The 13,224-nt window shown below is 67.7% G+C and carries 14 protein-coding genes; 13 read left to right on the forward strand and 1 reads right to left on the reverse strand.

Going from position 1 to position 13,224, the window contains the following annotated elements:
- Positions 1-71 precede the first annotated feature (71 nt).
- Positions 72-2,054 (reverse strand): calcium-binding protein, encoded by a 1,983-nt coding sequence (locus tag H0B54_RS28025; RefSeq protein WP_188263067.1) that lies wholly within the window; start codon positions 2,052-2,054, stop codon positions 72-74.
- Positions 2,055-2,915: 861 nt separating this feature from the next.
- On the opposite strand from H0B54_RS28025, the gene H0B54_RS28030 reads away from it, so the two are divergent.
- The 13 genes from H0B54_RS28030 to H0B54_RS28090 all read left to right on the forward strand — a co-directional run bounded on the left by H0B54_RS28030 (position 2,916) and on the right by H0B54_RS28090 (position 13,181).
- Entirely contained in the window at positions 2,916-3,326 is a 411-nt protein-coding gene (locus H0B54_RS28030; protein ID WP_188263068.1) for a hypothetical protein, read from the forward strand.
- A 156-nt stretch (positions 3,327-3,482) separates the two neighbouring features.
- The gene (locus tag H0B54_RS28035; RefSeq protein WP_094306160.1) at positions 3,483-3,929 is read left to right on the forward strand and encodes an excinuclease ABC subunit A; all 447 of its coding nucleotides are present in this window, start codon (positions 3,483-3,485) and stop codon (positions 3,927-3,929) included.
- Between the two features lie 66 nt (positions 3,930-3,995).
- Positions 3,996-5,102 carry an alpha/beta fold hydrolase gene (locus tag H0B54_RS28040; protein ID WP_188263069.1) on the forward strand — a complete coding sequence of 369 codons (1,107 nt, stop codon included), beginning with the start codon at positions 3,996-3,998 and terminating at the stop codon, positions 5,100-5,102.
- Between the two features lie 78 nt (positions 5,103-5,180).
- Positions 5,181-5,588: a hypothetical protein gene (locus H0B54_RS28045; RefSeq protein ID WP_188263070.1), complete on the forward strand. Its 408-nt coding sequence runs from the start codon at positions 5,181-5,183 to the stop codon at positions 5,586-5,588.
- 14 nt (positions 5,589-5,602) lie between these two features.
- Positions 5,603-6,334 carry a beta-ketoacyl synthase chain length factor gene (locus H0B54_RS28050; RefSeq protein ID WP_188263071.1) on the forward strand — a complete coding sequence of 244 codons (732 nt, stop codon included), beginning with the start codon at positions 5,603-5,605 and terminating at the stop codon, positions 6,332-6,334.
- The gene (locus tag H0B54_RS28055) at positions 6,324-7,106 is read left to right on the forward strand and encodes a lysophospholipid acyltransferase family protein (protein ID WP_145700766.1); all 783 of its coding nucleotides are present in this window, start codon (positions 6,324-6,326) and stop codon (positions 7,104-7,106) included. Before H0B54_RS28050 ends, H0B54_RS28055 begins: the two co-directional genes overlap by 11 nt.
- Positions 7,093-7,353, forward strand: coding sequence for a phosphopantetheine-binding protein (locus H0B54_RS28060; protein WP_014239598.1), 261 nt, complete (start codon positions 7,093-7,095; stop codon positions 7,351-7,353). Before H0B54_RS28055 ends, H0B54_RS28060 begins: the two co-directional genes overlap by 14 nt.
- A 5-nt stretch (positions 7,354-7,358) precedes the next feature.
- Positions 7,359-7,607: an acyl carrier protein gene (locus H0B54_RS28065; protein ID WP_014239597.1), complete on the forward strand. Its 249-nt coding sequence runs from the start codon at positions 7,359-7,361 to the stop codon at positions 7,605-7,607.
- Entirely contained in the window at positions 7,588-8,169 is a 582-nt protein-coding gene (locus tag H0B54_RS28070) for a COG4648 family protein (RefSeq protein ID WP_188263072.1), read from the forward strand. Before H0B54_RS28065 ends, H0B54_RS28070 begins: the two co-directional genes overlap by 20 nt.
- Positions 8,166-9,845, forward strand: coding sequence for an ApeI family dehydratase (locus tag H0B54_RS28075; RefSeq protein WP_188263073.1), 1,680 nt, complete (start codon positions 8,166-8,168; stop codon positions 9,843-9,845). The genes H0B54_RS28070 and H0B54_RS28075 overlap by 4 nt, the downstream gene beginning before the upstream one ends.
- The gene (locus tag H0B54_RS28080) at positions 9,842-10,249 is read left to right on the forward strand and encodes an acyl-CoA thioesterase (RefSeq protein ID WP_188263074.1); all 408 of its coding nucleotides are present in this window, start codon (positions 9,842-9,844) and stop codon (positions 10,247-10,249) included. The genes H0B54_RS28075 and H0B54_RS28080 overlap by 4 nt, the downstream gene beginning before the upstream one ends.
- Positions 10,246-10,863 carry a LolA-related protein gene (locus tag H0B54_RS28085; protein WP_188263075.1) on the forward strand — a complete coding sequence of 206 codons (618 nt, stop codon included), beginning with the start codon at positions 10,246-10,248 and terminating at the stop codon, positions 10,861-10,863. The genes H0B54_RS28080 and H0B54_RS28085 overlap by 4 nt, the downstream gene beginning before the upstream one ends.
- Positions 10,860-13,181: an MMPL family transporter gene (locus tag H0B54_RS28090; RefSeq protein WP_188263076.1), complete on the forward strand. Its 2,322-nt coding sequence runs from the start codon at positions 10,860-10,862 to the stop codon at positions 13,179-13,181. The genes H0B54_RS28085 and H0B54_RS28090 overlap by 4 nt, the downstream gene beginning before the upstream one ends.
- Positions 13,182-13,224 lie beyond the last annotated feature (43 nt).

Genomic DNA, 13,224 nt, shown 5'->3' on the forward strand with positions numbered 1-13,224 from the left:
CTGCCGACGCGGCTCGGCACGCGCGAACTCACCGGAAATGCGGCGGAACAGTTCATCGAGCCAGGATGGCCCTACCCGCCGAAGAAGTAGTCGGTTCCCTCGGCCATGCCGCTCGTTGCCTTGACCGTTACGCTGCCGGTGGCCCAGGTGAAGACGGTGTTGCTGGCGCTCATGGTGACGGTGACGTCGGCGGCGGTCAAATTCTTGAAGACCAAGCTATCGCCGGTCTCGAACCCAGTCACCGTGTCCTTGCCATCGCCTGGCCAGAACCCAAACACGTCCACCCCGGCCCCGCCGTTGAGCAGGTCGTCGCCCTTCTCGCCGACGATGAGGTCGTCGTCACCACCACCGTTCAGCGTGTCGGCGCCGAGGCCGCCCCAGAGCTGGTCCGCCCCCCCGTCGCCCCAGAGCTGGTCGTTCCCGGAGTCCGCGTAGATGATGTCGGCTCCCGCGCCGCCATGGATCGTGTCCTGCCCCTGGCCGCCGCGGATCAGGTCGTATCCCGTGCCGCCCTGGATCACGTCGTTGCCGTCACCGCCCGATACGAAGTCGTCCCCGCCCTTGCCGTCAACCGTGTCGTTGCCGCCGCCCGCCAGGATGCCGTCGGCGTTGCCGGTGCCGGTCAGGCTGGGGTCGTTCCCCGCCGTGCCGTTGATCATGTTCGCCCCCGGAGGCGCCTTGGTGGGCGGGTTCGGGTCGGGCACGAAGGGAGCGTTGGCAGAAGGGTCTTTCGGCGTCGCGATCGTCTGGTCGGCGAAGGACAGGAACTCGACTCCAGACAGAACGTCCACGTTCCCGGCGTCGGATTTGTAACTGACGGTCGTCTCGGTGCCAGTGGTCTTGATCTCATACGCGGACAGGTTGTCCGAAAACACCGCGTAGTCCGTGCCGAAGCCGCCGTTCAGGACGTCCTTGCCGGGATCGCCCTGCAGGCGGTCGTTGCCGTCGCCGCCGCTGAGGGTGTCGGCACCGATGCCACCCTTGAGGAAATTGTCCTTGGCGTCGCCGGTGAGTGCATCGTCGCCGAGCCCGCCCCAGATGTCCTCGATGTTAACCAGGATGTCCTCGTCGACACCGCCCACTTTCGCCGTGACGAACCCGGCCGTCATCGGCCCCGACAGGTTGACGGTCACAGCCGCCTCCTCGCCCTCATAAGAAGCGACGTCCTTGCCGGCCCCGCCGTCCAGCAGGTCCTTGCCCTTGCCGCCCACCAGGGTGTCTTCGTTGGCGCCGCCGAACAGCCAGTCGTCGCCCTCTTCGCCCTTCAGGAGGTCGAACCCGGTGCCGCCCGCCAGCACGTCGCGGCCGAGCCCCCCGAAGAGACCGTCGTTGCCGCCATAACCGAACAGCAGGTTGTTGTTGGCGTTGCCGGTGAGGCCGTTGTCGTTCCCGTCGCCCTCGGTGACCGATTGCAGGCTCGGCATGGCGTAGGTGAGGCTGGTGTGGATGGGCAGGTGGTTGGGCGTGTGAACGATGTAGAACTCGCCGCCCTGCGCCTGTCCCTGGTTCACCGAGTAGGGAAACTGATGAATGCCCAGGTTCTGGAACTGTGCCGTTTCGCCCGCGCCGAGCGTTCCATTGGCGTACAACTCGTCCGCACCGGTCAGCCCGTGTGGGCCGCCAGGGACGACGCCCTTGGTGCTGTTGCCGCCGCCGATGACGGTGAAGGGGCCGAGCGTCGGGGTGGTCCAGTTCGGCGTCGCGGGTTCCTTTTCATGGAAGTGGGCGAACGGCGGATGGACGCCGTCGGCGGTGACGTGGTTGCTGGAGACCAGGCTGGTCTGCATGCCGGTCCATTCCTTGCCCGTCCCATTGACCACGGTGGGGTTGGCATAGACGTACAGGTGCTGCGCGTTGGTGGCGAGTTGGGAGACTTTCACTGCGACAGGGGCCATATCGTCGAATGTCGCTGTGTAGGCGACCTGTTCCTTGTTGTCCTTCTGGACGTTCATCAGCATCAGGCCGCTCACGTCCGGCGATTTGTCGACGAACTGCCAAGCACCGCCCTGGAGGTTGGCTGTTTCGGTGGTCTGCGGCGTTGCTCCGTGCGACATGGTGTCTCCTCCGGGTGGATTGTCTCGACCAAGGGGCGCCGCGGCAGGCACGAGCCCGTCACGATGGAGTGCTCCGGTTGGCCGGGGATTCGCGAGCATGGCTGCAATGATGTGGGCGTCGATGTGAAGCGCGCCATTGCATTGCCAAAATTCCGCCGTGGCGCGCGGGTCCTGCTGGCCGCGGCGATAACGATCCGGGAGGGGATGCGGCGCCCGTCACGTGCGTCTCGACATGGTCAGGAGGATGACGGGCTGAGATGCGGTGTCCCGGCCGGAGCACCGCTTGGAGCCGATGGCCTGATCACACGACGCTCTTTCGCTGGAGCCACCCGATGCGCCGGAGTTGAATATGCGCCTCCACACGCACCTGTTCATAACGAGCGGCTCGCGGTGGGGCGATGGCCGGCATTGCAGCTCAAGAGGTAGCGATCATGGGGTCATTCACCTGAAAACGCGAACCATGCAGAATCGCTCGCCGCCGTCCTGGTTATCTTGCGCAAAATTTGTTCAATATTCCTTCTACAAGGCTCGGCACGATGGTCGATTTTCCTCCAAGCATAGCGCTCGATGGGTGCCGGACCGCTTACCTATGCCTCCGTCAGGTTCAGTATGCATGCGCCGACGAGAATGCCCAAAAAGAAGGCATCCTGTGTTTTTCTTCCATGGCGAAGAATTATGGCGAGATGGTGCTGCGCCATGGAAACATAATCCAGCGCTGGAAAGCAAAACAACTTCTCAAAAAAGTTTTGCGAGCTTGCCGGAGTGAATACTGAGCCCCACAGGGTAACGCTCCTCCGGATTTAGAGTAGCAAGCCAGTAGAGACGGCTTTGATCAGGATTGGCAGCTCTGCCTCAAGGCACATGCCGACGACTACCCTTTGGGTGGCGGAATTTTTATATGGTTACACATCGACGTATTTCCACATAATGCTCCAGGGAAGAAAAGGGCGAACCTTGGAGGCAGGAATTGCTGAAGTCCTTACAGAAGCCAGCGCCTCGAAAAAAGCCAACCGACTGCTGCCTTTCCTCCTGCTCATCGCTGCTCCGTTGCTGACGTTCGAGCTTTTTCCGATCATGCAGCTTCATACGGCCCGTGAGGCCGAGCTTCGACAGGAGGCCAGCCACTTTCTCGACCTTGTGGATGCGGAACAAAGACGGATCATACAGGACATTCATCACATTCTGTTCGCTCTCACCGAAGCGGGGGTGGGGCATGCCCCGGTTGCCATCAACGCCCGCTCAGGGCATCACATGAGAGGACTCCCACTCTGAGCGGAGGAAACTTGGGGAGCAGGTCAGTCGCATGCGCTGTGGCAAGTCGCCCAGGCTGGTGCGCTTGCCAACCGAAACCCTTGAAAGCGGTTGCATAGCCAGCGGCTCTCCTTAAAATAGAGCGCCCTATGAGAAACTCCCACCCTGAGAGGATTCGTGAACCGCACCGCCGCACTAACGCTGATTGCGACAATCGTTACTGCTAATTTTCCGGCACTGGCCCGCGATGAGCGCCTCATGTTCCCGGTGGAGGCTGCGCTCAGCACAGCCGCAGCTCAGGATAAGTTGGACAGGGGCGTGAGGCTCTATTTCGGTGAGCAGAAGCACCCCAAGCCAGTTTCCAACCTCGGCGAATGGGCGACCAACAAGAAGACCAACGCCTTCAACAAATCCGATCAGGAGGCTTGCGAGTGGGTCTTCCTAAGCGCCGTTCTGGAACTGCAGGAGCGCGCCCGCAAACAGGGCGGTGATGCGGTGATCAACATCAAAAGCAATTACAAGAACACGGAGACGAACAGCAACACAGAATACATGTGCGGCGCTGGCAACATCATGGCAGGCGTGGCGCTCAAGGGAACCGTGGTCAAATTGGGCGCCAAGTAGAGCGGCCGGCATGGGCCTTGCGGCCGCAGCGATGCCTGGACGGATACGGAAGACGAGGAGTGAGCGATGCGGCGTCGGCTGTTGCTGGCGGCGGCCTTTGCGGCGACGGCGCTGACCGGCGCCTGCACCGCCGATCCACCGCCCCCACCGCCGGCCGTGACCGCCACTCCAGTGCTGACGGGCGGGGCGATGATCGCGAATGACGGCGCGCCGATACCGCTTCACACCTGGCAGGCGGAGAGCGCGTTGCGCGCGGTGATCGTCGCCGTCCACGGCATGAACGATTACGGCCTCGCGTTCGACCGGCCGGCACGGCTGTGGGCGCAGGCAGGCATCGCCACCTACGCCATCGACCAGCGCGGCTTCGGAAAGGCCATGGAACGCGGTCATTGGTACGGCGGAGAACGCATGGCCGACGATGTCGTTGCGCTGTCCAGGCTGGCGCGCGAACGCCATCCCGGCGTGCCCGTCTATCTGCTTGGCGAAAGCATGGGCGGTGCGGTCGTCGTTCTGGCGGCGGCGCGGGCGGAGCGGGGACTGCTGTCCGGCATCGTGCTGTCCGCTCCGGCGGTCTGGGGCACCGGCTTTCGGGCGACGGTGACGCTGGATGCGGCCATGATCCTCGGTTCGCTGGTGCCGGACATGACGGTGCCGCCGCTTCGGGTGGCCACCCCCTCCACCGACGATCCGGTGGTTCTGCGGCGCATGCGCGAGGACCCTCTGATCATCCATCGGACGCGCTTCCAGACGCTGGCCGGCATCGTGGACCTGATGCATGATGCCCGTTTCGAGGCGCGCAAGGTGGACGTTCCGGTGCTGCTGATGCTGGGCGACCTGGATGTGCATGTGCCGCGCGACGGGGTGGCGGCATTGGCCAGGGCGCTGCCGCCGGACACGCGCATCGCGCTCTACCCGAAGGGGCGGCACCTGCTGATGCGCACGCTGGACGGCGATCGGGTGACGCAGGACGTGGCCGCATGGGTGTCCGACACACGGCGCGCCCTGCCAAGCGGTGCCGACGCGCGCGCCCAGGCATGCCCGGCCCTGATGACCAGACCGCACCGCGGCTGCCCCCCGCCCCGGGCGGTGGCCGCCCCACGCCCTCCAAAGCCGGCCATCGACGGCAAGACCGGCAACCGCCTGCCCACGCCGGCCACCGCACCGCAAAATTGATGCACGCCTCTATCCACAACGTGGCCCTGTCATGATAGGGTCCCGACTCGCCCCCATGGCGTCCGAAAACGGCAGGACATGATTTCGAAGACCGGTATCCGCGCACTTTTCCTAATTCTCGCGACGGTCGCGGTGCTCGGCGGCTGCAGCCGTCGGCAACCCATCTACAGGGTAACCGACCACCCCATCCCGGCGGCATCGCGCGACCTGCCCGCCGCGGCGCTCCAACGGACGATCATGGAGGCGGCGACCGACCGCGGCTGGTCCGCGGAGTGGAAGGCGCCCGGTGAGATTCTGGCGACGAAGGCATGGAAGGACCACGAGGCGGTCGTCGAAATCCGGTATTCGCATGAAAGTTACACCATCGATCATGTGTCCACGACCAACCTGCGGGAGCATGGTGAAACCGTTCATCACGCTTACAACAAGTTGGTGCGCGCGTTGGAAGACGAGATCGAACGGCGCCTGCGCCAAGCCAAACACTGAGTCCGGCCCGCACCATGACTGAAACCCTGCGTGTCGCCATCCGCGGCTGGTGTGCCTGGGCACCGGACCGCAACACTCGGGCCGCGTGGCGGGACTGGGCGGGCGCGCCCGCCATGCCCGACGATGCCCCGCCGCCGGCGCTCCCCATGATGCTGCGCCGGCGCGCCTCGCCCATCGGGCAGAAGCTGATCGCCGCCGCGCTGGCCTGCGGCGACGCGGCGCGCACGGCGCGCTACGTCCTCGCCTCCGGCCACGGGGAACTGGCGCGGACCGTCGGCATCATCGATTCGCTGCGGCAGGGCGAGTTGCCGTCGCCGGCCGAGTTCAGCCTGTCCGTGCATCACGGTCTGGCCGGGGTGTTGTCCATCCACACCGGCAACCGCCGCGGCCACACGGCGCTGGCCGCCGGTCCCGACAGCTTCGGCTTCGGACTCTTGGAAGCCGCCGCCAGCGTGGCCGAAACTCCTTCGGAGCCGGTGCTGCTGCTCTACGCCGACGCGCCGATGCCTGACGAGTACGCGCCCTTCCACACCGCAACCGACGAAGCCCTGCCTCTGGCGGTCGCCCTGGCGCTCGGCCCCGCGGATGGAGAAGGCGAAGGGCTTGCGCTGCAGTGCGCGCCGACGACCGGAGCGCCGCCTGCGGCGTCCACGGCGCTCGACTTCATGCGATTCCTGCTGTCCGGAGCGCCCCGGGCAACCTCGCACGGGGCGCGGCTCGACTGGGTGTGGCACCGTGCTGACTAGCTGTCTGGACAAGCTGTGGCGGCGCGCGGCCACCGGCTTCGCCTTCGCCTTCCTGTTCGGCGGCGGCGCGATCCTGGCGCCCACCGTCTTTCCGCTGGTGGCGTTGACCAGCCCGGCGGGCGCGGTCCGGCGCCAGCGCTGCCAACACCTCGTCCATCTCATCTTCCGCTTCTACATCCGGATGCTGCGTGTGCTGCGCGTCATCGACGTGGAGGTCGAGGGCGCCGAGCGCCTGCGCGACGGGCGCGGCAAGCTGGTGGTGGCGAATCACCCCTCGCTGCTCGACGTGGTGCTTCTGATGGCGCTGATGCCGCGCGCGCAGTGCATCGTGAAGAAGGAGTTGTGGGAGAGCCGCTGGCTGGGCGGCATGGTGCGCGGCGCCGGCTACATCCGCAACGACCTCGATCCCGAGGCGCTGCTCGACGCCTGCCGCGCCGCGCTGGAGGCCGGCGACGGAATCATCATCTTCCCCGAAGGCACCCGCACCGTCCCCGGCGAGCCGGTCCGCTTCCGCCGCGGCTTCGCCAATCTGGCGACCCTGCTGGAAGCCGAGGTGCAACCGGTCACGATAACCTGCGATCCGCCCACGCTCATAAAGGGCGAAAAATGGTGGATGATCCCGCCGCGCCGACCGATTTTTCGCGTCATGGTAGGGGATCGTCTGGACGTTACCGGGTTGCTCGGCTATCAGTACCGCTCGCTGGCGGCCAGAAAGTTGGTGCGCAGCTTGGAGGATTATTTTGCGGAACGGTTGGCCGATGGAAAAGCTTGAACGTGAGTTGAAGACCTTGATTGTTGACGCGCTCAAGCTGGAAGACATTGCCCCAGAAGAGATTGACAGCGAGGAACCGCTCTTCAACGACGGGCTGGGCCTCGATTCCATCGACGCACTGGAACTGGGCGTCGCTCTGCGCAAGGCTTACGGCATCAAGATCGAGTCCGTGACCGACGACGTGAAGCAGCACTTCGCCAACGTGCGCTCCCTCGCCCGCTTCATTCAATCCCAGCGTGCGGAGTAAGGGCCATGCTGACGCAGGATGAAATTTACGCGCGCCTCCAGAGCTATCTCGAAGACATGTTCGAGGTGCCGCCCGAGAAGATTTCCCGCGAGGCGCGGCTGTTCGAGGATCTCGACCTCGACAGCATCGACGCGGTCGATCTCGTGGTGAAGCTGCAGGAACTGACCGGCCGCAAGTTCAAGCCCGAGGAGTTCAAGAGCGTCCGCACGGTCGGCGATGTTCTCGACCGTGTGCATGCCCTCCTCCAGGAATAGGCTGCCCCCGTTCGGCGTCGCGGCCCTGGTCGTCGCCGGAGCCCTCTATCCCGTGCTGGTCTATGGCGGGCGGGCTTTGGTGCCGCCGCTGGCCTTCGTGGCGGTGGCCCTGGCGCTGATCGGCGCGCGCTTCGCCATTTGCTCTTCGCCTGCGGCGCGGGTCTGGCGCCTGCCGCTGGCGGCGGCGGCGGTCCTGGTCGGCGTGCTCGCCGCGCTCGATGGCGTGTTGGCAGCCAAGGCCTATCCGGTGGCACTCAGCCTTGGCACCGCGGCGGTGTTCGGCGCCTCGCTGCTGCGCCCGCCCAGCCTCGTCGAGCGGTTCGCCCGTCTTCATGAGCCCGACCTGCCGCCGGCGGGTCAGGCCTACTGCCGCACCGTCACCGTGGTGTGGACCGTCTGGCTGGTGTCGAACGCCGTCGTCGCCGGGGCGCTGGCCCTGTGGGGCAGCGACGAGGCGTGGGCGCTGTGGACCGGGCTCCTCGCCTACATCGTCATGGGCCTGTTGTTCGGCGGCGAAGTCCTGGTCCGCCGCTCCATGCGCCGGAGGCACGCCGGGGCATGACCGCCATCCCGCTTTCCTGTCTGCTCGCCGTGGGGCGGCCGGACGACGCTCCGGTTGCCGTCGGCGTCACCTTCGCCCGCTTCCGCGCCGACGTGGCCGGCAACGCGGCACGGCTGAAGGGGTGCCGGCGCGGGCTCCTGGTCGCGGCGGACGGTTACTGGGGCGCGGTGGGGTTGTTGGCGCTGTTGCACGCCGGCGCCGAGGTGACGATACCGCCCAACGCCCAGCCGGGAACGCTGGCCGCCCTGACCGCGGACGGGGCCGTGCCGGTCGGCGGCGATCTGCGGCCGGGTGGCGAGGGGATGGCGTTGGCCCCGCTCGACCCTGGGACGCCGTTGACCTTCTTCACCTCCGGCTCGACCGGCGAGCCGAAGCGGGTGGTTCGCACCCTCGGCATGCTGGAGGCCGAAGCGCTGGCGACCGAGGCCGTGCTCGGACGGCTCGCCGGGCCAACCGCTCGCGTGCACGCCACGGTCCCCCACCAGCACGTCTACGGTCTGAACTTCCGCCTGCTGTGGCCGCTGGTCACCGGCCGCCCCTTCGCCAGCGCCATGCACGAGCTGTGGGAGACGGCGCTGGCCGCGCTCGACGCGGGGTCCGTGCTGGTCACCAGCCCGGCGCACCTGACCCGGCTGGCGGGCATCGCGCCGCTGCCGCCGTCGCGGCGTCCGGCGCTGGTGCTGTCGGCCGGAGCCCCTCTCCCGGAGTCCGCTGCGCGCGAGGCGGCGGCGATCTTCGGCACGCCGGTCACCGAGATCTTCGGCAGCACCGAAACCGGAGCCATCGCCCACCGCCGCCGCGAGGCCGGTGATCCATCCTGGCGCCCATTGCCCGGCGTCGTCGCCGGACGCACCCCGGACGGTCGCCTGCGGGTCGGAGCGACGCATGTGGAGGGTCGGGAGCATGTCGGCTCGGACCTTGTGGAGATGGCCGGGGACGGCGGCTTCCGCGTCCTTGGCCGCGCCGACCGGATCGCGAAGGTGGAGGGCAAGCGCGTCAGCCTGCCCGAGGTGGAGGCGCAGCTGCGCCGGTCCCCCCTGGTGGCCGATGCCGCCGTTCTGACGCTGGAGCAGCTCTGCGCCGTCGTGGCGCCGAGCGCCGAGGGCGCGGCCCGCCTGGCGGACCTCGGCGCCTTCCGCTTCGGCCGTCTGCTGCGGAGGGAACTGTCCGCCGTCCTGGAGCCCGCCGGCCTGCCGCGCCGCTGGCGCTTCGTGAGCCGTTTGCCGGATGGCGCGCTGGGCAAGCGTCGGCATGCCGACATCGCCGCCCTGTTCGAGGAGGCCGCCCTGTCTGAGATCGCCTTGTTTGAGACCGCTGGGCCCCGGCCGACCGTCCCCGACGTCTGCGCCGTCCGGCCGCTTGCCGACGGGGTGGAACTGGACCTCTTCATTCCCGGCGACCTTGCGCAGCTCGATGGTCATTTCCCCGGCATGCCGATCGTGCCGGGTGTCGCACAGATCGATTGGGCGGTGATGTTCGCCAACACGCATCTCGGCCTCGGGATCGAGGCGGCGCAGTCGCTCCAGGTGAAGTTCCGGCGCGTCACCGTTCCGGACACGCTGGTGACGTTGGCGTTGCGCCATGCCCCGGCACGGCGACGCCTGACCTTCGAGTACCGCTGCGGGGACGAGACGCTGTCCTCCGGCTCCATCGGCGTGGAGGGGATCGCCCCATGATTTCGGCAGAGGTCAGCACCCGCGCGCAGTTCTACGACCTGGACCCCATGCAGGTGGTCTGGCATGGCAACTACGCCCGGTACCTGGAGCAGGCGCGCTGCGCGCTGCTCGACCGCATCGGTTACAATTACCCGGAGATGGCGTCGTCGGGATACGTGTTCCCCATCGTCGACCTCCATGTGAAGTATGTGCGATCGATCCGCTTCGGCCAGTCGATCAGGATCACGGCCACGTTGGTCGAGTACGAGAACCGCATCCGCATCGACTACCGCATCCACGACGAGTCGAGCGGCGAATTGCTGACCAAGGCGCGCACCGTGCAGCTCGCGGTGAAGGAGGACGGGGCGGAGCTGTGCTTCGAATGCCCCGCGGTGTTCACGGACAAGGTGAGGGCTCTGCTGTGACGCGCATCGTCGTTTTCCTCCTGGCGCTGCTGGCCGCTGTCCCGGTGCTTGTTGCCGAGACGCTGGCCGCCGAGACGTTGAGCGAGGGGCAGGTGCTGCGCGGCGCCTTCGTGCAGGAACGTTTCCTCAAGGGCTTCCAGGCGCCGCTGAAGAGCGAGGGCCGCTTCGCCCTGGTGCCCGGGCGCGGGCTGATCTGGCGCACCGAAACCCCCTTCGCCGTCACCACCGTCATGAGCCCCGCCGGTCTCGTGCAGGAGGTGAAGGGCAACGAAACCATGCGCCTTCCCGCCGCGCGCCTGCCCTTCATGTCGAAGCTCTACACCATGCTGGGCGGCGCGCTGACCGGAGACTGGAAGGCGCTGGAGGACATGTTCGCGGTGGAGCGCGGGGGCGGTGCCGACGCCTGGACCCTCCACCTGACGCCGCGCCGGGCCGACGACCCGACCATGCCGATCCGCGCCATCGACGTGCGCGGCGGGCGCTTCGTGGACGAGGTGGACATCGTCAAGCCCGACGGCGACCGCGACCGCCTGACCTTCCGCGACCAGCTCCTGAAGGCGGAGCCGCCGACGGCGGACGAGGCCGCGCTGCTGGCCTCGGCGGGCCGTCCGTGAGACGGCTGGGGGCGCTGCTCTGGCTCGCGCTCGTTCTGCTGGCCAGCGGCTATCTCGCGCTGCGCCTCCACGACGGGCTGGGCTTCCGCACCGATCTGCTGGCCCTGCTGCCGCGCGAGGAACAGGACCCCGTTCTGCAGCGCGCCAACGACGCGGTGACCAAGGCGCTGGGTCGCCGGGTGCTGGCGCTGGTCGGGCACGCCGATCGCGAAACCGCCCGCAGGGCGGCGACGACGCTTGGCGACGCCCTTCTGGCCACGGGGCAGGTGGAACGGATCGGCGAGGGCATCGACGTCGACCGGCTGAAGCGGCTGGGGGCTCTCTACTTCCCCCATCGCCAAAGCCTGCTCAGCGATGGCGACCGGGCGCTCCTGACGGCCGGCAAGGGGGAGGAGGTCGCCACCCGCGCGCTGTCCCAGGCGTTCGGCTTCGCCGGGCTCGTCGACGCCGGGCTGCTGCGCACCGACCCGTTCCTGCTGCTGCCCTCCTTCCTCACCAACCTGCCCTTCCCGCTGTCGCGCCTCACCCCCGACGAGGGCATGCTCAGCGTCACCGAGAACGGCACGACCTGGGTGCTGGTCAGCGCCGTGCTCGCCGGCGAACCGTTCGAGCTGGACTTGCAGGACCGGCTGGTCGGCGCCTTCGACGCCGCCGTTCGGGACATGCCGGGCGTCACGGTGAAACGGCTGGGCGCCGTGTTCTTCGCGCATGCCGGCTCCAAGACCGCGATCACCGAGGCGTCCACGCTCGGCACGCTGTCGCTGGTCGGCACCATGCTGTTGGTGGGGCTGGCGTTCCGCCGGCCGGGGCCGCTCTTGCACAATCTGCTGGCCCTGGGCGTCGGGATGACGGTCGGGCTGAGCGGCAGCCTGCTGCTGTTCGGCGAGCTGCATGTGGCGGCGCTGCTGTTCGGGTCCAGCCTGATCGGCGTGGCGGTGGACTACAGCCTGCATTACAGCGCCAGCCTGTTCGACCCCTTGTCGGGAAGCCCGAGCGACCGGCTGCGCCACGTGCTGCCGGGCATCGCGCTGGGGCTGGTCACCACGTTGATCGGCTACGCGGCGCTGATGCTGGCGCCCTTTCCGGGGCTCCGGCAGATCGCCGCCTTCTCGATCATCGGGCTGGTGGGCGCTTTCCTGACGGTGGTGCTGTGGCTGCCCTCGCTCGACCGGGCGCGACGGCTGACGCACGGCGCCTTGATGCTGCGCGCCGCGACGGGCCTGTGGAGCTTCTGGGAGGCGCGGCGCTGGCGTGGCGTGCGCCTCGTTCTTGTGCTGGGCTGCGTGCTGGCCGGAGCGGTCGGGCTGGCGCGGCTGTCGGCCGACGATGACGTCCGGCGGTTGCAGGCGGTCTCGGTGGAGCTGAGGCACGAGCAGGACGAGATCCAACGGCTGATCGGCGCCACCACCGCCGCACAGTTCCTGCTGGTGCAGGCGGCGGACGACGAGGCGGCGCTGCGGCGGCAGGAGGACCTCGCCGCCACGCTGACCGGGCTGAAGGCGAAGGGAAGCATCGCCGGCTACCAGATGCCGGCCGCCTTCGTGCCGTCCGCCCGGACGCAGCGGGAAAACCGCGCGCTGGTCGCCACGGCGCTCGACGCCCCCCTGCTGGCGGCGCAGCGCGCCAGCCTCGGCCTGCCGCCGGCCGAGCCGAACAGCAAGGCGCCAGAGGAGGTGCTGACTTTAGGAGATGCGCTGGCGGCGGACAGCGTGCCGTTCCTGCGCGAGCTTGTGCTCGGGCCGGGATTGCATGTGGTGGCCTTGCAGGGGCTGAGCGATCCGGACGCCGTGCGGGCCGCGGTGGCCGGCACGGCCGGCGTTCGGTTGGTCGATCCGACGGCGGACTTCTCGGCGCTGCTCGCCAAGTACCGGCACCGGGCGCTGCTGCTGACCGGGCTGGCGGGGCTGCTGATGCTGCCCGTGCTGATGTGGCGCTACGGCTGGCGCGGGGGGCTGTGGGCGCTGCTGCCACCCGGGGCGGCGCTCATCCTGGCGCCCGCGGTGGTCGGGCTGATGGGTCAGGACTTCACCTTCTTCCATGCCATGGCGCTGGTTCTAATCCTCTCCATCGGCGTGGATTACGCCGTCTTCTGCGCGGAGAGCGGCGTGGAGCAGCAGCCGGTGACCATGCTGGCGGTGTGGCTGGCGACGCTGACGACCCTGCTGTCCTTCGGAATGCTGGCCTTCAGCGCCGTTCCGGCGGTGCACAGCTTCGGCGTGACCATGCTGGTCGGAATCTCGATTGCCTTTCTTTTCGCACCGCTGGCCGCGCGCGGCACACGCCACAATGAAGCCACAAACAATGCGCGGCTACTCTGATTGGTGTATGCTCTACGTTAGATTCGCTTCTGGGAAATCGCCT

This window comes from Azospirillum tabaci (assembly GCF_014596085.1).
Taxonomy (GTDB): Bacteria; Pseudomonadota; Alphaproteobacteria; order Azospirillales; family Azospirillaceae; genus Azospirillum; species Azospirillum tabaci.